The 23171-nt window shown below is 72.9% G+C and carries 15 protein-coding genes and 3 pseudogenes; 14 read left to right on the plus strand and 4 right to left on the minus strand.

Annotated elements, in window-relative coordinates:
- Positions 1-200 precede the first annotated feature (200 nt).
- Together ACFYPJ_RS14990 and ACFYPJ_RS14995 are read left to right on the plus strand one after the other, a co-directional pair.
- The gene (locus ACFYPJ_RS14990) at positions 201-1118 is read left to right on the plus strand and encodes an endo-beta-N-acetylglucosaminidase H (protein ID WP_389015908.1); all 918 of its coding nucleotides are present in this window, start codon (positions 201-203) and stop codon (positions 1116-1118) included.
- Positions 1119-1595: 477 nt separating this feature from the next.
- Positions 1596-1757 (plus strand): annotated as a pseudogene (locus ACFYPJ_RS14995) (tryptophan 7-halogenase); the annotation flags it as partial.
- A 37-nt stretch (positions 1758-1794) separates the two neighbouring features.
- On the opposite strand, the gene ACFYPJ_RS15000 reads toward ACFYPJ_RS14995, so the two are convergent.
- A complete protein-coding gene (locus ACFYPJ_RS15000) occupies positions 1795-2616 on the minus strand; it encodes an MFS transporter (RefSeq protein ID WP_389015911.1) in 822 nt (273 codons plus the stop codon).
- A gap of 133 nt (positions 2617-2749) precedes the next feature.
- On the opposite strand from ACFYPJ_RS15000, the gene ACFYPJ_RS15005 reads away from it, so the two are divergent.
- The 5 genes from ACFYPJ_RS15005 (at position 2750) to ACFYPJ_RS15025 (ending at position 10026) form a co-directional block, all read left to right on the plus strand.
- The gene (locus ACFYPJ_RS15005) at positions 2750-3331 is read left to right on the plus strand and encodes a MarR family winged helix-turn-helix transcriptional regulator (protein ID WP_389015914.1); all 582 of its coding nucleotides are present in this window, start codon (positions 2750-2752) and stop codon (positions 3329-3331) included.
- A complete protein-coding gene (locus ACFYPJ_RS15010) occupies positions 3328-6567 on the plus strand; it encodes a DEAD/DEAH box helicase (protein ID WP_389015917.1) in 3240 nt (1079 codons plus the stop codon). The genes ACFYPJ_RS15005 and ACFYPJ_RS15010 overlap by 4 nt, the downstream gene beginning before the upstream one ends.
- Positions 6564-7451, plus strand: a complete 888-nt coding sequence (locus ACFYPJ_RS15015) for a hypothetical protein (protein WP_389015919.1) — start codon at positions 6564-6566, stop codon at positions 7449-7451. The genes ACFYPJ_RS15010 and ACFYPJ_RS15015 overlap by 4 nt, the downstream gene beginning before the upstream one ends.
- A gap of 411 nt (positions 7452-7862) precedes the next feature.
- Positions 7863-8924 carry a glycoside hydrolase family 25 protein gene (locus tag ACFYPJ_RS15020; RefSeq protein WP_389015922.1) on the plus strand — a complete coding sequence of 354 codons (1062 nt, stop codon included), beginning with the start codon at positions 7863-7865 and terminating at the stop codon, positions 8922-8924.
- Between the two features lie 202 nt (positions 8925-9126).
- Positions 9127-10026 (plus strand): oxygenase MpaB family protein, encoded by a 900-nt coding sequence (locus ACFYPJ_RS15025; protein ID WP_389015925.1) that lies wholly within the window; start codon positions 9127-9129, stop codon positions 10024-10026.
- 52 nt (positions 10027-10078) lie between these two features.
- On the opposite strand, the gene ACFYPJ_RS15030 is transcribed toward ACFYPJ_RS15025, so the two are convergent.
- Positions 10079-10837, minus strand: a complete 759-nt coding sequence (locus ACFYPJ_RS15030) for a PIG-L deacetylase family protein (protein ID WP_389015927.1) — start codon at positions 10835-10837, stop codon at positions 10079-10081.
- 273 nt (positions 10838-11110) lie between these two features.
- Here ACFYPJ_RS15030 and ACFYPJ_RS15035 point away from each other — a divergent pair.
- From ACFYPJ_RS15035 to ACFYPJ_RS15055, 5 genes and pseudogenes are all read left to right on the plus strand, one after another.
- Positions 11111-12427: pseudogene (locus ACFYPJ_RS15035) on the plus strand (protein kinase); the annotation flags it as partial.
- A gap of 191 nt (positions 12428-12618) precedes the next feature.
- The gene (locus tag ACFYPJ_RS15040; protein ID WP_389015930.1) at positions 12619-14181 is read left to right on the plus strand and encodes a phytoene desaturase family protein; all 1563 of its coding nucleotides are present in this window, start codon (positions 12619-12621) and stop codon (positions 14179-14181) included.
- 193 nt (positions 14182-14374) lie between these two features.
- Complete coding sequence (locus tag ACFYPJ_RS15045) at positions 14375-15487, plus strand: nitronate monooxygenase (protein ID WP_389015932.1); 1113 nt, start codon at positions 14375-14377, stop codon at positions 15485-15487.
- A complete protein-coding gene (locus tag ACFYPJ_RS15050) occupies positions 15484-17034 on the plus strand; it encodes an acyl-CoA synthetase (RefSeq protein ID WP_389015935.1) in 1551 nt (516 codons plus the stop codon). Before ACFYPJ_RS15045 ends, ACFYPJ_RS15050 begins: the two co-directional genes overlap by 4 nt.
- Before the next feature lie 128 nt (positions 17035-17162).
- Positions 17163-18665: an acyl-CoA synthetase gene (locus tag ACFYPJ_RS15055; protein WP_389015938.1), complete on the plus strand. Its 1503-nt coding sequence runs from the start codon at positions 17163-17165 to the stop codon at positions 18663-18665.
- A 57-nt stretch (positions 18666-18722) separates the two neighbouring features.
- On the opposite strand, the gene paaK is transcribed toward ACFYPJ_RS15055, so the two are convergent.
- Complete coding sequence (paaK, locus tag ACFYPJ_RS15060) at positions 18723-20018, minus strand: phenylacetate--CoA ligase PaaK (RefSeq protein WP_389015942.1); 1296 nt, start codon at positions 20016-20018, stop codon at positions 18723-18725.
- A gap of 191 nt (positions 20019-20209) precedes the next feature.
- Here paaK and ACFYPJ_RS15065 point away from each other — a divergent pair.
- Positions 20210-20398, plus strand: a pseudogene (locus ACFYPJ_RS15065) (alpha/beta fold hydrolase); the annotation flags it as partial.
- Positions 20399-20543: 145 nt separating this feature from the next.
- On the opposite strand, the gene ACFYPJ_RS15070 reads toward ACFYPJ_RS15065, so the two are convergent.
- On the minus strand, positions 20544-22163 hold the full coding sequence (locus tag ACFYPJ_RS15070) for an acyl-CoA synthetase (protein ID WP_389015945.1): 1620 nt from the start codon (positions 22161-22163) through the stop codon (positions 20544-20546).
- A 175-nt stretch (positions 22164-22338) separates the two neighbouring features.
- Here ACFYPJ_RS15070 and ACFYPJ_RS15075 point away from each other — a divergent pair, with 175 nt between their 5' ends.
- Positions 22339-23139, plus strand: a complete 801-nt coding sequence (locus ACFYPJ_RS15075; protein ID WP_389015947.1) for a crotonase/enoyl-CoA hydratase family protein — start codon at positions 22339-22341, stop codon at positions 23137-23139.
- Positions 23140-23171: the final 32 nt, after the last annotated feature.

A 23171-nucleotide genomic window follows, 5' to 3' on the forward strand; every position in this document is an offset into this window, starting at 1 on the left:
GGCCCGGGACGGTCCGGCGGCTGAGCGTTGCATTAACTCCCTTGCCCGGACTCCGGGTTACGGCGCGACGTGCGTGGGAGTGGTGAAGAGTTCTCGCATGGTTCTGGGGATTCGGTCACGGGAGCGGAAAGATCGGGGGGTTCACTCGGCGCTTGCGCACAGGGCGGGCGCCGCTCCATGCGATGGGAGGCTGATCAACGATGTTCACTCCGGTGCGGAGCAGAGTACGGACGGCCGTGCTCGCGCTCTCGGCCGCTATGGCCCTCGCCTTCGGCGCGACCGCCACGACCGGCGCGGCAGCGGCCCCCGCTCCCACGAAACAGGGACCGACCTCGGTGGCGTACGTCGAGGTGAACAACAACAGCATGCTGAACGTCGGCAAGTACACCCTCGCCAACGGCGGCGGCAACGTCTTCGACGTCGCCGTGATCTTCGCGGCGAACATCAACTACGACACGGGCGCGAAGGCGGCGACCCTGTACTTCAACGAGAACGTGCAACACGTCCTCGACAACGCCGCCACCCAGATACGTCCGTTGCAGCAGCAGGGCATCAAGGTCGTCCTCTCGGTGCTCGGCAACCACCAGGGCGCGGGCTTCGCCAACTTCCCCTCCCAGCAGGCGGCTTCGACGTTCGCGAAACAACTGTCGGACTCCGTGGCCAGGTACGGCCTCGACGGCATCGACTTCGACGACGAGTACGCCGAGTACGGCAACAACGGCACCGGTCAGCCCAACGCCAGCTCGTTCGTGTACCTGGTGTCGGCGCTGCGCGCCAACATGCCGGACAAGATCATCAGCCTCTACAACATCGGCCCGGCCGCGTCGCGCCTGTCCTACGGCGGCGTCGACGTCTCGTCCAAGTTCGACTACGCCTGGAACCCGTACTACGGCAGCTGGCAGGTCCCCGGCATCGCACTGCCCAAGTCGAAGCTGTCGCCGGCGGCCGTCGAGATCGGCAGGACCTCGCAGAGCACTGCCGCCGACCTCGCCCGCCGCACGGTCGGTGAGGGGTATGGCGTCTATCTGACGTACAACCTCGACGGCGCCGATCGCAGCGCCGACGTCTCCGCGTTCACGAGGGAGCTGTACGGCAGTGACGCCGTCTACGCACCGTAGGCCGACCGCACTCCCCGGCGTCCGGTACCTCCTCGGGGCCGGCTACGTCCCGTAGGCCCGCGTCCCGGGCAGGCCGCGCCTTCGACAACGATGTCGGGGGCGCGGTCGCGGGCAGCGACCCCGGGCGTTGTCACCCGCTCTCTCCGTAGCTGCACCACCCCGAACGGGTACTGCCGCAAGGCCCACGTCCCCCGGCGCCACGGTGAACCGCCGGGCTGCGGCGGATGCGGCGCACATCCCTCATGGGGCACCGGACCGCGGGGGATGCGCGGCGCCGGGCGGCCGGTGTCGTGCGCCGGGCAGGACAGCACACCGCGCATCCGGGCGGACTGCGGACGGCGGGGCGCCGGAACGCGTGCACGGTGATCCGGCCGGGTCCTAGCCTCCTTCGGGACACGACCGCCCCGAACGCGAGGACGTGCGATGGACGATGCGATCAGGAAAATCGTGATCCTCGGCGGTGGCACCGCCGGCTGGATGGCCGCGTCCTACCTCGGAAAGGCGCTCAACGGCACGGTGGACATCACCGTTCTCGCCGCTCCCGACATTCCGACCCTGGGGGTGGGTGAGGCGACCATCCCCAATCTGCAGACCGCCTTCTTCGACTTCCTCGGCATCGCCGAGGACGTGTGGATGCGGGAGTGCAACGCCAGCTACAAGGTCGCCGTCAAGTTCATCAACGGGTGGCGGCGCCGCCGGCCGCGCGCCGCGCCTCGTGCCGGGCGAAGGCCGCCAGCAGCGGCAGTGCCGCGGCCATCAGCGCGAAGGACCACCAGGGCCAGCCCAGTTCGCGCCCCTCGACCAGTGGGTAGAGCAGCGCCAGCAGCGCGGCGGTGAGCAGGGCCACCCCGGCCGGGTCGAGCCGGGCCGCCCGCTTCGCCCGGTAGCGGGGCAGCAGCGTGGAGGCGGCCGCCAGGACGGCGAGACCGATCGGCAGGTTGATCAGGAACACGGCCCGCCAGCCGAGACCGCCGAGGTCGGCCTCCAGCAGCAGCCCGCCGAGCAGCGGACCGGCGGCCATGGACAGGCCCACGGCGGCGGCGAAGACGCCGTTGGCCTTGGCCCGTTCCGCGGGCGGGAAGTGCACCCGGATCATGGAGAGGATCTGCGGGGTCATGACGGCCGCGCAGCCGCCCTGCGCGAACCGCGCCGCCACCAGCAGCCAGGGCGCGTGGGCGAGGCCGCACAGGAGCGAGGCCAGGACGAAACCGGCGATGCCCGCCAGATACATCCGGCGGTAGCCGTGGACGTCACCCAGCCGGCCCCCGGTGACCAGCAGCACGCCGAAGGCCAGTGAGTAGCCGGCCACGATCCACTCGGCCGCCGTGCCGCCCGCCCCGATGTCCGCCTGTACGGAGGGGATGGCCACGGTCACGATGCTCACGTCGATCAGGTCCATGGCGGCTCCGGCCACCATGACCGCGAGTCCCAGCCAGCGGCGCCGGGCGGCGGCGTCGCGCTCCTCCACACCGGCCTCGCCCTGTGCGGTCACGCTCATCGCGGCTCCCCCCGCTCCGCCCGATCCGGTTGATTCCCCACGGAACAGTTCAGTGCTGAACTCATGGTCTGCACGCTAGCAGAGTTCATCGGTGTATGGTTCAGTACTGAACTCGCCTGTTAGGGTGGTCTGCGTGAAAGAGAAAGCGAAAAGCGCGCGCGAGCCCGAGGCCGGGAGCGCGCCGGAGGGCGCGGCGGAGCTGGTCGACGAGGCCTTCGACGCCTGGATGTCGGTCTGGAAGGCGCAGATCCTGGTCGTGCGGGCGCTGGAACGTGATCTGAAGCAGAGCCTGGGGCTCCCGCTGACGGCCTGGGAGGTGCTGTCCAGGCTCGGAGCGGCGCCCGGCGGACGGCTGCGGATGCAGGACCTGGCCCGCCAGGTGCTGGTCTCCAAGAGCGGCATCAGCCAACTGGTCACCCAGTTGGCCCGGCAGGGCCTGGTGGAGCGGCAGGGCGACCCCGGCAACCTCCGTGCCACGTATGCCGTCCTGACCGACTCCGGACGGCGCATCTTCCCCGAGCACGCCCCGGTCTTCCTGGACGGCGTGCGCCGCCACTTCTCCCAGCACCTCACCGCCGAGGAGGTCCAGACGGTCACCACCGCCATGGACAAGGTGATCAAGGCGCTGGGGCACGAGCGCGAGGCGCCGCACGACAGCGAGGCCGCGCGCAACCTGATCACGATGACCGACCGGGAAGGCACCGGACCCGAGTGACCCGTACCGCCACCGAATCCGCCCCGTCGGCCGCCCGGCTCCTGCCCGACCGGCTGCAGGCCACGTTCCGCCCCTGCCGGACCGCGCCCTTCCGGGGCGCCCTGGTGCTGTGGGGCACGCAGGATCCGGGGGCCGCCGCCGTCCGGCTCCTCGGCACCGGGCCGGGCGAGCCGTACACACTGCCGACCGCGCTCCCGGACGGCGACCGGCTCGTCCCCGCGCGCGTGCCGGCTCGGCTGCTGCCGCTCGGCGAGGCGCTCGCCGCGCTGGCCGCCCTGCCGGAGGCCGACGACTGGCCCGGCTGGCGCCGTCCCGGCGCCTCCCTGCTGGTGTGGAGCCTGGCCGCGAAGCTGGCGCTCGAACACGTCGCCGCGGGCCGCTTGGTACCGGTGCTGCGCAGGACGGACGGCCATGCGGGGGAGCCGGGCGGATCGGGAACGGGGGGTGGATCTGAACCCCCGGGTGGACCGGAATCGCCAGGTGGATCCGGCGCGACGGGTGGCCCAGGGGTCGCGACGGGGGCGTCGGGCGGCCCGAACGGTCGGGGTGCTGCGGTGGACGGTCCGCGGGGGCGGGGTGGTGGGTCGGGCGGTCCGGCCGATGTGCCGGACGTGATCGCCCACTGGCGCCTGGCCGCCGGGGACGACGAGCGGCTGGCAGCCCTCGCCCGCGCTCTGCCGCCCGCCGCGCATGCCCTGCGTCCTGCCGACGGGCCCACGGTGTGGTCCCCGGCCGACCTGCTCGACGCCTTCTGCGATGCGGTGGCGGACACGGTCGTACGACAGGCGCGGCCGCCGGAGCCGTTCCCCGGACCAGAGCCGACGGCGGGGAACGGCTGGCCGTCCCGCTGGCTCTCCGCGCTCACCTGCGACGACCCCAGGCTGGACGGGCCCGGGCCGAGCTCCTTCGCCGCCCTTGCGGACTGGTCGGCACCCGCCCTGCTGCCCACCCCGCACGCCCGGCTCAGCTTCCGGCTCGACACCCCGGTCGGCGCAGCCGGCACAGACGGTCCGGACGGCTCGGACAACTCGAACGGCTCGGACGGAACATGGACGCTGCACTTCGGCCTGTGCGCCACGGGATCCGGGGGACACGCGGGGCCCGCTGGACCAGGCGGACTCGACGGAGCCGCCGGCCAGGACGGGTCCGCCGGTCATCGCGCGGCCGTCGACGCCCGGCAGGTGTGGGAGCACGACGGCGGGCCGTTCGTCCTCGGCGGGCACACCGTCACCGGGCCCCAGGACCTGCTGGTCCGCGGTCTCGCCGAGGCCGCACGGCTGTTCCCGCCGCTCGACGCCTGCCTCTCCGAGCGGCACCCCACCGCGGCCCGCCTGGATCCGCGGACCGCCGCGGACTTCCTGGCCCACGGGGTGGACGTGCTGACCGGCGCGGGCATGGAGGTGCTGCTTCCGGACGGCCTGACGCAACGGCACGCCCTGCGGCTGCGGGCCCGGTTCGAGGAGGGGGAGACGAGCGGTTCCGCCGGCGGAGCGGCGAGCGCCGGATTCCACTGGCAGGCCGCCCTCGGCGACGAGCCGCTGACCCGTGCGGAGTTCGACGGCCTCGCCGCCGCCCGGCAGCCCCTGGTGCGCTTCCGGGACCGCTGGGTCCACGTCGACCCCGAACGGGCGGCCAGGCTGCGCGCGCTTCTCGACCGGGACGGCGGCCCCACCGGGTCCGAGGCGCTGGCCGCCGCCCTGGCCGGCCGTCTGGACACCGCGGAACTGGGCGAGGTGCACGTCGTCGCGGAAGGCGTGGCCGAGGAACGGCTGCGCAGGCTGCGATCGGCCGAGTCCACGCGCGAACCCCGGATCGTCGGCGTCGACGCGCTGCTGCGCGACTACCAGCGCCGGGGCGTGGCGTGGCTGCAGTCCCGCGCCGAGGCCGGGCTCGGCGCCCTGCTCGCCGACGACATGGGACTGGGCAAGACCCTGCAGACCATCTGCCTGCTCGCGGGCCGCTTCGGCGACCGCCCCCACCTCGTCGTCTGCCCCACCTCTGTGGCCGGCAACTGGGAACGCGAACTCGCCCGGTTCGCCCCCGCGCTGCCCGTCCTGCGCCACCACGGACAGCACCGGGCCACCCGGGCTGACCAGTTCGCACCCGGCGCGGTCGTGGTCACCACGTACACCGTGCTGCGCCGCGACGCCGGCCTGCTGGCCGCGGTCGACTGGGACGTCGTCGTCCTGGACGAGGCCCAGCAGATCAAGAACCCCGACGCCCAGGCGGCGCGGGCGGCCCGCAGACTGCCGGCCGCGGCCCGCGTGGCGCTCACCGGAACGCCCGTGGAGAACCGCCTCACCGACCTCTGGTCCATCATGCGGTTCGCCAACCCCGGTCTGCTCGGCCCCTACACGCGTTTCAAGGAACGCTTCGTGGTGCCCGTGGAGCGGTCCCGGGACCCGGACGCGGCCCAGCGGCTGCGCCGTACCGTGGCACCCTTCCTGCTGCGCCGGGTCAAGGCCGAGGTGGCCGCCGACCTGCCGCCCAAGGTGGAGTCCGTGGTGGCGTGCGCGCTCACCGCCGAACAGGCCACGCTGTACCGGCAGGCCGTCGCCGCCGCACTGCGGCACGGATTCGGGGAAGGTGTCGCCCGGCGCGGACGGATTCTCGCGCTGCTCACCGCGCTCAAACAGATCTGCAACCACCCCGCCCAGTACACAGGCCGCGGCGGTGCGCCGGCCGGCCGTTCCGGCAAGCTGGACCGGCTGACCGAGATGCTGGCCGAGGTGCTGCCCTCCGGGGAACGGGCCCTGGTGTTCACCCAGTACCGGGTGACCGGGGACCTGCTCGCCGCGCACCTCGGCGCCGAACTCGGCCTGCCCGACGTGCCGTTCCTGCACGGCGGCACGTCCACCGACGCCCGGGACCGGATGGTCGCGGCCTTCCAGACGGACGAGGACGCCCCTCCGCTGCTGCTCGTCAGTCTCCGCGCGGGCGGCTTCGGCCTCAACCTCACCCGCGCCACCCAGGTGTTCCACTACGACCGGTGGTGGAACCCGGCGGTGGAGGACCAGGCCACCGACCGGGCCCACCGGATCGGCCAGACCAGACCCGTCAACGTATACAAGCTGGTGACCGCAGGCACCCTGGAGGAACGCGTGGCGGATCTGCTGGAGCGCAAGCGTTCCCTCGCCGAGTCCGTCGTCGGCACCGGGGAGACCTGGCTGACCGAGCTGAGCGACGAGGCGCTGCGCTCCCTCGTCGATCTCACCGACCAGGGGGAGTGCGAATGACGGACCTGAAATTCGGCACCACCGCCTGGGGCCGGAGCTGGGTGCGCGCGCTGGAGTCGCTGGGCGCCACCTACCCCAACCCGCGGCTGGTCCGCGGCCGTTCCCTCGCCCGCAAGGGTGCCGTCACGGAGCTGGTGACCGGCCCGGGGGCGGCGACGGCCCACGTCGACCAGGGCCGGCGGCGCCACCAAGTCGCGCTGCGGCTGCGGACCTTCACCGAGGACGAGTGGCACACGGTCCTCGGCACGCTGGCCGGACAGGTGCGCCACGCCGCCGCCCTGCTCGACGGGCGGCTGCCCGCTGACCTCGACGACTGCCTGCGCGCCACCGGCTCCTCCCTCGCCCCCCGACCCGCGGAGATCGCCTCGGAGTGCAGTTGCGGCGGCGACCCGAGCCCGTGCGTCCACGCCATCGCCGTCCACTACCTGCTGGCCGCCCGCCTCGACCGCGACCCCTTCGTCCTGCTCGCCCTGCGCGGCCGCGACCGGACCGCTCTGCTCGCGGACCTGCGGGCGGCCCGGACCGGCCGCCCGGCCGCCGTGGAACCGGAGCCCCGGCCGTCCGACCTGCCGCTGGACGCGCTGCCCGCCGACCGGTTCTACACCGCCGCCCCCGACGCCCTCACCGCGCACGCCGGCTTCCGCCACCCCGACGACCCCACCGCCTTCCTGCGCCGTCTGGGGCCCGCCCCGGAGCCCGCCGCCAGCACCGACCAGGCACTGTCCGACGCCGTACGCCGCGCCGCCGCACTCGCCCGTGCCCTGTGCGCCGGTGACGCGACGCCGCCCGGACACCCGGCGGCCACGAAGGAGTCGTCGACCCCGTCCGGACACCCGGCGGCCGGGACGGAGCCGTCGCCGGGGCAGCCGTCGACTGTGGCCTGACCATGCCACCGCTCTCGACGGCCCTCGACCGCGCCGCCCGCCCTCGGGGCACCACAGCGCGGACGGCGACGACGCACCGTCCGGTCCGACGTCGCCGCCGACTTCACCGTCGGCCGAATCAACACGGGAGCGCGCCACCGCCCTTATGGGTATCACTCTCCCGGCGGCCGGCCCGGTCGCCGTGGCGAACACCGGCGGAACTGCGAACGCCTCCGCCGTCGTGTTCCGACCCGCGGCCCGGTGGTGCACCTGGCCGTCCGCCCCTCGACAGGCCGCCGCAACCACCGTGACGACAACTTCGATCAACTGCACGTGCACCTCAAGCAGCGCCGCGGGCACGTCAGTTGTGGCCTGGGCGTTGTCCGGGCCCGCGTAGTATCCGCGCTGCGCCAGACACAGAAGGAGGTGCGGATGGCCACCTGCCGTGGCATGGACGTGTCCGCCCATCAGGGCACCCAGGACTGGGCCGCCCACAAGAACGACGGCGTCGTGTTCGCTTTCGCCAAAGCCAGCGAAGGCCAGCACACCCGGGACCCGAAATTCGAGAACCACATCACTGGGATCGTCAAGGCCGGGTTGGTGCCCGGCGCCTACCACTTCGCCTGGCCCAACCAGGACGTCGCACAGGAGGCCGCGAACTACATCGGCGCGGTCAGGCCCCACGCGAAGAAGGGGTTCACGCACTGGCTGGACCTCGAACGCTACTCGGACGGCCGCAACTACAGCGGCCGCAGCGCGGCCCAGATCAGGACCTGGGTCGCCAGCTGGATCGCCGCCGTACGGAAGGCGTTCCCCGGGCAGCGCGTCGGGATCTACACCAGCGGCGACGACCTCGCCGCCGGCCACGTGCCCACCGGCATTCCCCTGTGGTACCCGGCCTACCCCTGGGGCGCCGCCCCCTACAGCAAGGCGGAGGCCGCGGCCCGGCCCGAGCCACACGGACGGCCCCCGCTCGTTTGGCAGTTCACCAGCCAGCCCCTTGACCGATCCATCGCCTATCTGTCCGAGGCGGGTCTGCGCGCCTGGGCCGCGGGCGACACCTCCGAGGAGGACGACATGCCCCAGTACGTGAACCTCGGGCTCGCCAAGCCCTACACGCTCCGCCCCGGCGGGTGGGACTCGATCGAGTTCACCGACGAGTGGACCGACGAGACCGGTGACCACGTCACCGGCGGCAGCGTCTGGGCGCGCGGTCCGGCCCGCTTCACCGGCAGCATCAGCCTGCACCTCGCCGGGCTGCCGGCCGGCGCGGTCGTCCAGGCCCGGATGTCCGAGTACAACGGCGACACGCACCAGGCCGACCACCCCATCCACGAGATCATCGGCACCGCCGACGGGACCTTCGCCGTGATCCCGTTGACGAAACGGCTCGGCAAGGGGCACGGGATGCGCGTGCGGCTGCTCAACCAGGCCAAGGCCCCGGTCACCGTCAGCAGCGCCGTGCTGACCGTGGTCGTCTGGAAGGAGGGCTGATCCGCGCGGACGCAAAGGGCCGCCGAGGACGCCGCGGGGCCGACCCGGCGGATGCCGGTGACCGGGCGGGGTGCGCCGGTACCGACGCGATGACCGCACCGTCACGGACCCCGGGGTGCCCCGGGACACCCCGGGGTCCGTTTCCCGCAGGCCGGAGACAATGGAGCCGGAACATCGGCTGCATCGGATCGCGGAGGCACACGTGGGGCTGCGGACCCGGGTCGCGGACGAACTCAAGGCGACCGTGCACGGCGGGCACCTCGAACTGGACCTGTACGAGGGTCCGGCCGGTGATCCCGGGCTGCTGGGCGTCACCCCCGGCGATCCCGCCTGGCGGGTGCACGGGCATCTGACCGGCATGCTCACCGGCGGCTTCGCGGCGCTGATGCTCCAGTCACTGCACCCGCTGGCCATGGCCGGGGTCGACCAGCACTCGGACTTCCGGTCCGACCCGGTCGGCCGGCTCGCCGGCACCGCGGGGTTCGTCACCACGACGACCTTCGGCTCCACGCGGGCCGCGCACGAGGCGATCGCCCGGGTGCGGCGCATCCACACCCGGGTCCGGGGCACCGCACCGGACGGCCGGCCCTACCGCGCCGACGACCCCGAACTGCTGACCTGGGTGCACACCGCGGAGGTACGCAGCTTCCTGGCGGGCTATCAGACGTACGCGCCGCGCCGGTACCGGCTCACCCCCGCCGAGTGCGACGCGTACTACCGTCAGGTCGCCCCGGTCGCCGAGCTGCTCGGCGCGGAGCAGGTGCCCCGTGACACCCGGCAGGCCGAGCGCTACCTGGCCCGCATACGCCCCCGGCTCCGGGCGACCGAGGCCGCGTGGGACTCCGTGCGATTCCTCCGCGGGTTCGGCCGCACCGCACGGGAGCGGCTGGTCGTGCACCAGTTGATGAACGCCGCGGTCGGCCTCCTGCCGGACTGGGCGCGGTCCGAACTGGGCATCGGCCGTCCGGCAGCCGTGCGCGCCTGCTGGGACCGCCCGGCGGCCACGGCGGTCGGCCGTACGCTCGAATGGGCACGCGGCCCCTCGGAGATCCACGCGGCGGTGCGCCGCCGCCTGGCCCAGGAGAACGTCACGAGGCCCTGACCGCAGCACGTGGACAGGGACCACGGGGCAGCAGGACAGCGGGCCGGTGTCGTCAGGCGGTCAGTTCCGTCCGGGGCGCGGCCTCCGCCACAAGAGGGTGACGGATGAACCACTCGGTGGCGAACAGCCGCTCCCACGCGGTCCGCGGAAGGCCGGAGACGATCCCCGGCAGGGCTCCCCGCGTCACCTCCGAGCGATGCGCCAGCACCGCGGCGATCTTCTGCTCCAGCCACGGGCGGACATCGACGGTAGCGGTGACCTGCTCGTCGGGAACGCTGTACGCCGCCTTGCGCGCACCGATCACGTCCTTCAGCGCGGGCACGGCCGAATGCGGGTGCGTGGCCAGATACAGGGCGCGCGGCTGCCACGGGGCGCCGGCGTCCGGGTAGAGCGGCTCCAGCCCGGCGGCCTGGGCAGCGAGCACGGTCACCCGGTGGGTGTGCAGGTGATCCGGGTGACCCGTCAGCCCGCCGTAGCCGTCGTGGGTGACCAGGACGTCCGGGCGGAATTCCCGGATGTGCGCCACCAGGCGCCCCACCGCCTCGTCGAGCGGTGCGTCGCACAACCGCGGGCGGTCCGGGGCCGAGTGGGGTACGCGCGCGTCGGCGTAGCCGAGCAGCCGCGGTCCGCCGGCGCGGAGGATCCGCAGCGCCTCGGCCAACTCCGTGGCCCGCTGGGTGCCTTCGGCCCAGGTCGCGGTGACGACTGCGGTCCGCGCGCCCGCGGCCGCGTGACGGGCGAGCACACCGCCCGCCGACAGGGATTCGTCGTCGGGGTGGGCGAACACCGCGAGCAGGTTCGGGACGGGCATCGGCGGACCGCCTTCCAGCCTGGAGGGAGCTGATCGTATGTCACGGTGCGCGCCGCCCGTCCCGGCCTGCCGGAGCAGAGGCGATGCGCGCGAGCACATCCTGGCCGCCCCGGCAGCAGGTGGCCGGGTGTTCGTCCGCAGCCATACAAAGTCAGACGATAGGCCGCCATACTGGACTTGCGGGGGGAGTGTCATGCATCGGGGCGGCTCGGCCGTACCGTGGCGCGGTCCCCGAGGAGGGCGAGCGGCGACGGACGGGGGCGACGGCGCGCGATGGCGGACACCAGACTGGTCCAGGGCCGGTACCGGCTGCTCGACCTGATCGGGCGGGGCGGGATGGGCGAGGTGTGGCGGGCCCGTGACGAGTCGCTCGGGCGGCAGGTCGCCGTGAAGTGCCTCAAGCCCCTCGGCCCGCAGTACGACCACGCATTCACCCGCGTCGTGCGGGAACGGTTCCGCCGTGAGGCACGGGTGGCCGCCGCGCTCTCCCACCGCGGGGTGACCGTCGTCCACGACTTCGGCGAGTCCGACGGCATCCTCTACCTGGTGATGGAACTGCTGGAGGGTCGCAACCTCAGCCAGTTGCTGGAGGACAACAAGCAGCACCCGCTGCCGGTCGACGACATCGTCGACATCGCCGACCAGATCGCCGCCGCCCTCGCCTACACCCACCGGCAGGGCATCGTGCACCGGGACCTGAAGCCCGCGAACATCATGCGGCTCACCGACACGACCGTGAAGATCTGCGACTTCGGCCTAGCCCGCCTCGGCCACGACATCGGCTTCACCGCCCGGCTGACCGGCACGGGTATCGCGATGGGCACCCCGCACTACATGTCCCCGGAGCAGATCAGCGGCACGGAGGTCGACCTGCGCAGCGATCTGTACTCGCTGGGCTGCGTGCTGTACGAGATCGCCACCGGCGTGCCGCCGTTCGACCTCGGCGACGCCTGGGCGATCCTCGTCGGCCACCGCGACACCCCGCCGGTCCCGCTGCGCAGCCACCGCGCCGAACTGCCCGAGTACTTCGAACGGATCGTGCTCGACCTGCTGGCCAAGCGGCCCGAGCAACGGCCGTACGACGCACGCGAGGTGGGCCTGCGACTGACGACCGGCCGTACGGCGCCCGCCGGTGCCGCGACGGTGGTGACGCGCTGGCCGTGGCCGCCCGGACCGGCGTCCCGCGTGCCCGGGCTGCCGTCCTGGGCCCGGGGCATGACCGCCGGGCCCAAGGCGGGCGGCGGCGCTCTGCGCATCACGCCCGCGGACCCCGCGGCGGGGCTCTCCCGTGTGTGGATCCCGCGGCCGGTCACCGGCCCGGCCCGGCCCGGCATGGTCTGCCCGCCGCCGGAGGCCGCCGGCGCGCTCGTCGGACGGCACAACGTCGGCCTCGGCCTCGGACGGCTCGGCCGCTGGGCCGAGGCCGGCGAGGTGCACCGCGCCGTCGCCGCCGACCGCGCCCGGGTGCTCGGCCCGGACCACCCCGACACCCTCGCCGGCCGCAGCGACGAGGCCCACTGCCTGGCACAGCTCGGCCGGAGTGCCGAGGCGGACGAGCTGTACCGGAGGGTGGCGGTGCTGCGCCGGCGGCAGGAGATGTCCGGCGGACGCTGAGCCCGCGGAGGCCGAGCGTACGGACGCCGAGGCCGCACGCCGAGGCCGCACGCCGAGCTGGTGGCCGGCCGCTGGTCGGAGGATGGCCGGTCGGCGGTCGGTCGGGGCTCGGGCCGTGGTCCGGCATGCCTCTGGCCGACGTAGATCACCGCGTGTTACGAAGAACCATGCCTGCACACGAGGGATCCCGGACCTACGACGCCGTCATCGTCGGGGGCGGCCACAACGGACTGGTCGCCGCCGCCTACCTGGCCCGGGCCGGACGGTCCGTGCTGGTCCTGGAGCGGCTGGAGCACACCGGCGGCGCGGCCGTCTCGACCCGCCCGTTCGCGGGGGTCGACGCCCGCCTCTCCCGCTACTCCTACCTGGTCAGCCTGCTGCCCCGGAAGATTGTGCGGGACCTGGGCCTGACCTTCCGGGTCCGTGGCCGCACCATCTCCTCCTACACCCCGGCACAGCGCGCCGGGCGCCCCACCGGACTGCTGGTCGGCGGCGGCGAGCGGCGCACCCGGGACGCCTTCGCGCGGCTGACCGGCGGCGAGCGCGAGTACGCGGCCTGGCAGCGCTTCTACGGCATGACCGGCCGGGTTGCCCAGCGGGTCTTCCCCACCCTTGTCGAACCGCTGCCCACCCGCGACGAACTGCGCCGCCGCATCGACGACGAGGACGCCTGGCGGGCCCTGTTCGAGGAGCCCATCGGGGTCGCGATCGAGCGGGAGTTCAGCGACGACCTGGTGCGGGGCGTCGTCCTCACCGACGCGCTCATCGGCACCTTCGCCGACGCCCACGACCCCGCCCTGCCGCAGAACCGCTGTTTCCTCTACCACGTGATCGGGGGCGGCACCGGCGCCTGGGACGTGCCCGTCGGTGGCATGGGCGCCCTCACCGACGCGCTGGCCGCCGCCGCGCGCACGGCCGGCGCCACCCTCGCGACCGGACACGAGGCCATCCGTATCGACACCGACGGACAGCACGCCGAAGTCGTCTACCGGACGGCCGACGGCGAGGGCGTCGTTGCCGCCCGGCACGTGCTCGTCAACGCCTCGCCGCAGGAACTCGCCGCCCTCACCGGCGATCCGCGGCCCGAGCCCGCAGAGGGCGCCCAGCTGAAGGTCAACATGCTGCTCAAGCGGCTGCCCGCGCTGCGCGACACCACTGTGGATCCGCGGGAGGCGTTCGCCGGCACGTTCCACATCGCCGAGGGGTACGGGCAACTGGCCGCCGCTTATGGAGAGGCCGCGGCCGGCCGGCTCCCCGCCGCACCGCCCTCGGAGATCTACTGCCACTCCCTGACCGATCCCTCGATCCTCGGACCCGACCTGGTCGCCCGGGGATACCAGACCCTCACCCTGTTCGGGCTGCACACACCTGCCCGGATCTTCGCCGAGGACAACGACGCCGTACGCCGTGACCTGCTGAAGTCGACGCTCGCCCAGCTCGACGCCCACCTGGCCGTGCCCCTCGCCGACTGCCTGGCGACCGACGCGCACGGCCGCCCGTGCATCGAGGCGAAGACCCCGCTCGACCTGGAGCGCGACCTGCGGCTGCCCGGCGGCAACATCTTCCACCGCGCGCTGGCCTGGCCCTACGCCCAGGAGGACACCGGACGCTGGGGCGTGGAGACCCGGCACGCCAATGTCCTGCTGTGCGGTGCGGGCGCGGTGCGCGGGGGCGGGGTGAGCGGGGTGCCCGGCCACAACGCGGCGATGGCGGTGCTGGAGCGGGACTGAAAATTCCGCGGTGCCGGGTGGTGTCCGCCGTGCCGCCGCCTTCCGGCCGGGGCACGGCGCCCGGGCCGCGGCGGTGCCGTCGCAGGCAGGGTGCGCCGACGGTGGGCGCGGCCCGGGTACGGCCTTCCGAAGAATCTGACGCTGTATCAGAAAACCTCTTCCGTCGTCCCGGGGACTGCGGCATCCTGCGCCCATGCAGACGGAGCTGAGCAAGCAACTGGGAGTCGAGCACGCCGTCTTCGGCTTCACGCCGTTTCCCGCCGTCGCCGCGGCCATCAGCCGGGCCGGCGGCTTCGGGGTGCTCGGCGCGGTCCGCTACACCGACCCCGACGACCTGAAACGCGACCTCGACTGGATCGAGGCCCATGTCGACGGCCGGCCCTACGGCCTCGACGTGGTCATGCCCGCCAAGAAGGTGGAGGGCGTCAGCGAGACCGACGTCGAGGCGATGATCCCCGAGGGACACCGCCAGTTCGTCACGGACACCCTCGCCAAGTACGGCGTGCCCGGACTCGCCGACGGCGAGGCGTCCGGCTGGCGCATCACCGGCTGGATGGAACACGTGGCCCGCACCCAGCTCGACGTCGCCTTCGACTACCCGATCCGGCTCCTGGCCAACGCCCTCGGCTCCCCGCCCGCCGACGTCGTGGCCCGCGCCCACGACCAAAACGTGCTCGTCGCCGCCCTCGCGGGCAGCGCCCGGCACGCCCGCAAGCACCGGGACGCGGGCATCGACATCGTCGTGGCGCAGGGCTACGAGGCGGGCGGCCACACCGGGGAGATCGCCTCCATGGTGCTGACACCCGAGGTGGTCGACGCCGTCGCCCCGCTGCCCGTGCTGGCGGCGGGCGGCATCGGCAGCGGACAGCAGGTGGCAGCCGCGCTGAGCCTGGGCGCCCAGGGCGTGTGGCTGGGTTCCATCTGGCTGACCACCACGGAGGCGGACCTGCATTCCCCCGCCCTCACCCGCAAACTCCTCGCCGCCGGGTCCGCCGACACCGTCCGTTCCCGCTCCCTCACGGGCAAGCCCGCACGCCAGCTGCGCACCGAGTGGACCGACGCCTGGGACGACCCGGACGGACCCGGCACCCTGCCCATGCCGCTTCAGGGCCTGCTGGTCGCCGAGGCGGTCTCCCGGATCCAGAAGTACGAGGTCGAGCCGCTGCTCGGCACCCCCGTCGGACAGATCGTCGGCCGGATGACCGCCCAACGAGACGTCCGGGCCGTCTTCGACGACCTCACCCGAGGCTTCGAGCGGGCCGTCGACCGCATCAACCGCATCGCCGGAAGGAGCGGCCAGTCGTGAGCACACCTCCCACCGGTTTCTGGGCCCAGGCCACCCAGGACCCCGACCGCACCGTCCTGATCGCCCCCGACGGCGAGGCGTGGACCGCCGGCCGGCTGCACGCCGCCGTCAACCAACTGGTCCGCGGCCTGCGCGCGGCGGGCCTGGAGCGCGGCGACGCCTTCGCCGTCGTGCTGCCCAACGGCGTCGAGTTCTTCACCGCGTACCTGGCCGCCAGCCAGGCCGGGTTCTACCTCGTGCCGGTCAACCACCACCTCGTCGGACCCGAGATCGCCTGGATCGTCGCCGACTCCGGCGCCAAGGTGCTCGTCGCGCACGAACGGTTCGCGCAGTCCGCCCGCCAGGCCGCCGACGAGGCCGGCCTCCCGGCGACACACCGGTACGCGGTCGGCACCGTCGAGGGCTTCAGGCCGTACGCCGAACTCCTCGCCGGACAGGACGCGTCGGCGCCCGCCGACCGCACCCTCGGCTGGGTGATGAACTACACCTCGGGCACCACCGGCCGGCCCCGCGGCATCCGGCGCCCACTGCCCGGAAAACCCCCCGAGGAGGCGTACCTCGGCGGGTTCCTCGGCATCTTCGGCATCAAGCCGTTCGACGACAACGTCCACCTGGTCTGCTCGCCGCTCTACCACACGGCCGTGCTCCAGTTCGCGGGCGCGTCGCTGCACATCGGGCATCTGCTGGTGCTGATGGACAAGTGGACGCCCGAGGAGATGCTCCGCCTCATGGACACCCACAGGTGCACCCACACCCATATGGTCCCGACCCAGTTCCACCGCCTGCTGGCGCTGCCGGAGCGGGTCCGGCAGGCGTACGACGTGTCGTCCATGCGGCACGCCATCCACGGCGCCGCGCCCTGCCCCGACCACGTGAAACGGGCCATGATCGACTGGTGGGGCCACAGCGTCGAGGAGTACTACGCGGCCAGCGAGGGCGGCGGTGCCTTCGCGACCGCCGAGGACTGGCTGAAGAAGCCCGGCACGGTCGGCAGGGCCTGGCCGATCAGCGAACTCGCGATCTTCGACGACGAGGGCAACCGGCTCGCGCCCGGCGAACTCGGCACCGTCTACCTGAAGATGAACACCGGTGGATTCTCCTACCACAAGGACGAGGCGAAGACCCGGAAGAACCGGATCGGTGACTTCTTCACCGTGGGCGACCTCGGCTACCTGGACGAGGACGGCTACCTCTTCCTGCGCGACCGCAAGATCGACATGATCATCTCGGGCGGCGTGAACATTTATCCGGCCGAGATCGAGTCCGCCCTGCTCGCCCACCCCGCCGTCGCCGACGCCGCCGCCTTCGGCATCCCGCACGACGACTGGGGCGAGGAGGTCAAGGCCGTGGTGGAACCGGCCCCGGGGCACGAGCCGGGACCCGGCCTCGCCGCCGCCCTGCTCGACCACTGCGCGCGGCACCTCGCCGGCTACAAGTGCCCCAGGTCCGTCGACTTCGTCGCCGAACTGCCCCGCGACCCCAACGGCAAGCTGTACAAGCGACGGCTGCGGGACCCCTACTGGGAGGGCCGGAACCGGCCCGTATGACCATGCCGCCGGCCCGCGCGACGGCGGGGGCCGGCGGCCCCACCGGCAACCCCGCCGCGCGACGCGGGCTTCCCGCCGTGCCGCCGCGTCCTTGACCCGCTCGCGCACCGCCCGCAGGATCGGGTGCCATGAGGCAGGGACACGGCAGCACGGTCGACGGTGTGCTGCGGCGCAGCGCCCGGCGCACACCCGCACGGATCTCGGTCGAGTACGGCGAACGACGGTGGACCTACGCGGAACTCGACGACGCCGTCTCCCGCGCCGCCGGCCTGCTGCGCGCCCGCGGCCTGGCCCCCGGCGACCGGGTCGGCGCCTACGGCCACAACTCCGACGCCTATGTGATCGCCTTCCTCGCCTGCGCCCGGGCGGGCCTGGTCCATGTGCCGGTCAACCACCACCTGACCGGCGACGACCTCGCCTACATCGTCACCCAGTCGGGCAGCGCGCTGGTGCTCGCCGACCCGGCCCTCGCCGGACGGCTGCCGGCCGGCGTCCCCGTGCTGCCGCTGCGCGACACCGACGACTCGCTCCTCGCCTCGCTCGCGACGGCAGCGCCGTACGACGGTCCCGAACCGCGCGCCGAGGACCTGGTGCAACTGCTGTACACCTCCGGCACCACCGCGCTGCCGAAGGGCGCGATGATGACCCACCGGGCGCTGGTCCACGCGTACTTGAGCGCGATCACCGCCCTCGACCTGCGGGCCGGTGACCGGCCCGCGCACGCGCTGCCGCTGTACCACTCGGCGCAACTGCACGTGTTCCTGCTGCCCTACCTCGCCGTCGGCGCCACCAACGCCGTCCTCGACGCGCCCGACGGCGACACCCTCTTCGACCTGATCGAGGCCGGGCGTGTGGACAGTCTGTTCGCACCGCCCACCGTGTGGATCGCGCTGTCGAACCGGCCCGACTTCACCACCCGCGACCTCGGCGGGCTGCGCAAGGCGTACTACGGGGCGTCGATCATGCCCGTGCCGGTCCTGGAACGGCTTCAGGAGCGCCTGCCCGAACTGGCCTTCTACAACTGCTTCGGACAGAGCGAGATCGGCCCCCTGGCCACCGTGCTCGGCCCCGACGAGCACGCGGGCCGGCTCGACTCCTGCGGCCGCAGTGTGCTGTTCGTGGACGCGCGCGTGGTCGACGAGAACGGCGCGGACGTGCCCGACGGCACACCGGGCGAGGTCGTCTACCGCTCACCGCAGCTGTGCGAGGGCTACTGGGACAAGGCCGAGGAGACCGCGCAGGCGTTCCGTGACGGCTGGTTCCGCTCCGGCGATCTCGCGGTGCGGGACGCCGACGGATACCTCACGATCGTCGACCGGGTGAAGGACGTCATCAACTCCGGCGGAGTGCTGATCGCCTCGCGGCAGGTCGAGGACGCCCTGTACACGCACGAGGGGGTGGCCGAGGCCGCCGTAGTCGGGCTGCCCGACGAACGCTGGGTCGAGGCCGTCACGGCGGTCGTCGTGCCGCGCGGCGAGGTCACCGAGGCCGAACTGATCGCCCACGCACGCGAGCGGCTCACCCCGTTCAAGGCACCCAAGCGCGTGCTGTTCGTGACGGAACTCCCGCGCAACGCCAGCGGCAAGATCCTCAAGCGGGAACTCCGGGCCCGTTTCGGCGGCGGGGACTGAGCGGGACGGGCGACGGCGCCGTGGACGGCCGACGGTGCCGCACCGTCCGCGGAGCGCTCAGCGCGGTCGCAGGTCAACGATCCGGCGGATCTTGCCCACCGACCGCTCCAGCGACTCCGGTTCGACGATCTCCACGTCGGCCGAGACGCCGATGCCGTCCTTGACGGCCGCGGCGACGAGCCGGGCCGCCTCCTGGCGGGTCCCGGGGGTCGCGCCGGGGCGTGCCTCGACCCGTACGGTGAGGGCGTCCAGGCGGCCCTGGCGGGTGAGGCGGAGCTGGAAGTGCGGGGCGAGGCCGGGGGTGCGCAGCACGATCTCCTCGACCTGCGTCGGGAACAGGTTGACGCCCCGCACGATCACCAGGTCGTCGCTGCGGCCGGTGATCTTCTGCATCCGCCGGAACACCCGGGCCGTGCCCGGCAGCAGCCGGGTCAGGTCGCGGGTCCGGTACCGGACGACCGGCATGGCCTCCTTGGTGAGCGAGGTGAAGACCAGTTCGCCCTCCGCGCCCTCGGGCAGCAGCTCACCGGTGACCGGGTCGACGACCTCCGGATAGAAGTGGTCCTCCCAGATGTGCAGGCCGTCCTTGGTCTCCACGCACTCCTGCGCGACGCCCGGACCGATCACCTCGGACAGACCGTAGATGTCGACGGCGTCGATCCCGAACCGCTCCTCGATCTCCCGCCGCATCTCCTCCGTCCACGGCTCCGCACCGAACAGGCCCACCCGCAGCGACGTGCCGCGTGGATCCACGCCCTGCCGCTCGAACTCGTCGAGCAGGGTGAGCATGTACGAGGGCGTGACCATGATGATCCGGGGCTCCAGGTCCGTGATGAGCCGGACCTGGCGGGCGGTCATGCCGCCGGACGCGGGGATCACCGTGCACCCCAGGCGCTCGGCGCCGTAGTGGGCGCCGAGGCCGCCGGTGAACAGGCCGTAGCCGTAGGCCACGTGGACGGTGTCCCCGGGCCGCCCGCCCGCCGCCCGGATGGAACGGGCCACCATGTCGGCCCACAGCGAGAGGTCGTTCTCCGTGTAGCCGACCACGGTGGGGCGCCCCGTCGTGCCGCTCGACGCGTGGATCCGGCGGATCCGGTCGCGCGGCACGGCGAACATCCCGAACGGGTAGTGCTCGCGCAGGTCCGCCTTGGCGGTGAAGGGGAAGCGGGCCAGGTCCTCCAGGGACCGGCAGTCCTGCGGGTGGACGCCTGCCTTGTCGAAGGACTCGCGGTAGAACGGCACGTGGTCGTAGGCGCGGCGCAGGGTGGTCCGCAGCCGCTCCAGCTGAAGCCGCCGCAGTGCCGTGGGGCCGAGACGTTCCCCCGCGTCGAACAGCTCACTGGCCTCCGTCATGGGGTACCTCTCCCTCACCGGGCACATCGGCTCGCCTCGACTTGGACGACCGATCATTCGGTCGCCGTGTCCGGGATCAGTAATTCAGGCCGGGGCAGCCCGGGCAAGGGGGCAGCCTGCACATTCTCGCCCGTCCGGCCGATCCGGAATCCCGTTGTGGGCCGGCCCGGCTCAGCCGGATGACCGGCGGCATGCCCGCGTTCACCGCGCCCGGCGGAACCCGTCTCGCGTACCACGTCCGCGGCGAGGGGGAGCCTCTCGTCGTGCTGCCCGGAGGCCCCATGCGGGCCTCGGCCTGCCTCGGTGACCTGGGCGGACTGGCCGCCCGGCGCCGACTGCCCCTGTTCGACCTGCGCGGGACCGGAGAGTCGGCGGCGCCGGGCACCATCCCTGGCTGGACGACGCGGAGCGCTTCGTGCGCCGGATCGCCGCCTTCCTGGAGCTGAGCCCGGCGGACGCCTTGCCCCCTCCGGGGTAGGCGCAGGCGCCGTCCGGCGGACCACCCGTGTGCGCCGGGCGGGCGTCCTACCGGTCCGCGGCGGCCGCCACCTCCCGCGCCCACCGGTAGTCCGCCTTGCCGCTTGGCGAGCGCTGGATCGTCTCCGTGAGCACGAGCTGGCGCGGGATCTTGTAGCCGGCCAGCTGGGTGCGGCAGTGCTGCTGGACGTCCGCCAGGGACAACGGGCCGGCGCCCTCGCGCAACTGCACCACCGCCGCCACATGATTGCCCCAGGTGGCGTCCGGCACCCCGGCCACGAGCGCGTCGTACACGTCCGGATGCGACTTGAGCGCCTGTTCGACCTCTTCCGGGTAGACCTTCTCCCCGCCGGTGTTGATGCACTGCGAGCCGCGGCCGAGCACGGTCACGACGCCGTCCTCGTCCACGGTGGCCATGTCGCCCAGCAGCACCCAGCGGCGGCCGTGCTTCTCGAAGAAGGTCTCGGCGGTCTTCGCCGGGTCGTTGTAGTAGCCGAGCGGTACGTGCCCGCACTGCGCCACCCGCCCCACCTCACCGGCCGCGACCGGTTCACGGGTGGCCGGATCGACCACCAGGGTGCGGGAGTTGACCCGGATGCGGAATCCGCGCTCGGGGCCGGAGTCGGCCGTCGCCGTGCCGTTGAACCCGGACTCGGAGGACCCGAAGTTGTTCAGCAGCATGGCGTTCGGGACGAGTTCGCCGAACTCCCGGCGCACCGTCTCCGACATGATCGCCCCCGACGACGAGACGCTGAACACCGACGAGCAGTCCGTGCCCTTCATCGGGCCCCGCAACGCGTCGATCAGCGGCCGCAGCATCGCGTCGCCGACCAGGGACATGCTGGAGACCTTCTCCTTCTCCACCGTCCGCAGCACGTCCTCGGGCGTGAACTTGCGGTGCAGCACCACGCGCTGCCCGAAGTTGAACCCGATGAACGCCGTCAGCGTGGACGTGCCGTGCATCAGCGGGGGAGTGGGGAAGAAAGTGATCCCGGCGCCGCCGGCCGCGACCCGCTCGGACAGTTCCTCCGGTGTGCGCACCGGCTCACCGGTCGGCGCCCCGCCCCCCATGCCCGAGAAGAACAGATCCTCCTGCCGCCACATCACGCCCTTGGGCATCCCGGTGGTGCCACCGGTGTAGATGATGAACTGGTCGTCGGCCGAGCGTGCCGCGAAGCCCCGCTCCGGCGACCCGGCGGCCTCGGCGTCGGTGAACGCCACGGCGGGCACCTCGGCCGCGCCCGGCGCCGCGGCACCCACCCGCACCAGATGCCGCAGCCCGCCCGAGCGCGGCAGCGCCGCCGCGACCCGGTCCGTGAACTCCGCGTCGAAGACCAGCGCCACCAGATCCGCGTCCTGGTAGAGATAGGCCAGCTCGTCCTCCACGTAGCGGTAGTTGACGTTGACCGGGACGACGCGTGCCTTCAGGCAGCCGAGCACCGTCTGCAGGTACTCGACGCCGTTGTAGAGGTGGAGCCCCAGATGCTCGCCCGGGCGTATCCCGCTGTCGGCGAGATGGTGCCCGATGCGGTTCGCCGCCGCGTCCAGCTCCGCATACGTCAGGCGGCGCTCCGCGCCGGTACCCGGGTGGTCGATGTACACGAGGGCTTCGCGGTCCGGGACCACGTCGACGACCGACTCGAACAGGTCGGCAAGGTTGTACTCCACCGTTCCTCCTGACCCGGGTGTACCTGGTATCCGACGGTTCGCCGGTCATCAGAGCAAAGGGTGCCGCAACTGTGAAGGCTTCCCGCGAAGAAATCTGACTGACTGTCAGAAAACCCTTGAAGTGCCCACGCGCCTACTGCAACCTGTTCTCGTTCCGGCAGAGGGGAGATGGGTCATGGCCGGCACCGAACACCTCACCGTGCGGCACGAAGGCGCCACACTGGTACTCACACTCAACAGGCCCGAGGCCAAGAACGCGCTCTCGCTGCCGATGCTCGTCGGCCTGTACGACGGCTGGCTGCAGGCCGACGCCGACGACACCGTCCGCTCGATCGTGCTCACCGGCGCCGGAAGCGCCTTCTGCGCCGGGATGGACCTCAAGGCCCTGGCCGGTGGCGGCATGGTGGGCGAGCAGTACCGGGACCGGCTCAAGGCCGACCCCGACCTGCACTGGAAAGCCATGCTGCGCCACCACCGGCCGCGCAAACCGGTGATCGCCGCCGTCGAAGGGCACTGCGTCGCCGGCGGCACGGAGATCTTGCAGGGCACCGACATCCGGGTGGCCGGCGAGTCCGCGACCTTCGGCCTCTTCGAGGTCAGGCGCGGCCTGTTCCCGATCGGCGGTTCCACCGTCCGGCTGCAACGCCAGATCCCCCGCACCCACGCCCTGGAAATGCTGCTCACCGGCCGGCCGTACAGCGCCCGCGAAGCCGCCGGCATCGGACTGATCGGCCACGTCGTCGCCGGCGGCGCCGCGCTCGCCCGCGCCCTGGAGATCGCCGAGCGGATCAACGCCTGCGGCCCGCTCGCCGTCGAGGCCGTCAAGGCGTCCGTGTACGAGACGGCCGAGATGACCGAGACCGACGGCCTCGCCGCGGAACTCGAACGCGGCTGGCCGGTCTTCGACACCGCCGACGCCAAGGAGGGCGCCCGCGCCTTCGCGGAGAAGCGGCCCCCCGTCTACAAGCGTGCCTGACCCCGTGCCGGGCCGCCCGAACCGCGAAGGAG

It is taken from the genome of Streptomyces sp. NPDC006012 (genome assembly GCF_042871185.1).
In the GTDB taxonomy this organism is placed as follows: Bacteria; Actinomycetota; Actinomycetes; order Streptomycetales; family Streptomycetaceae; genus Streptomyces.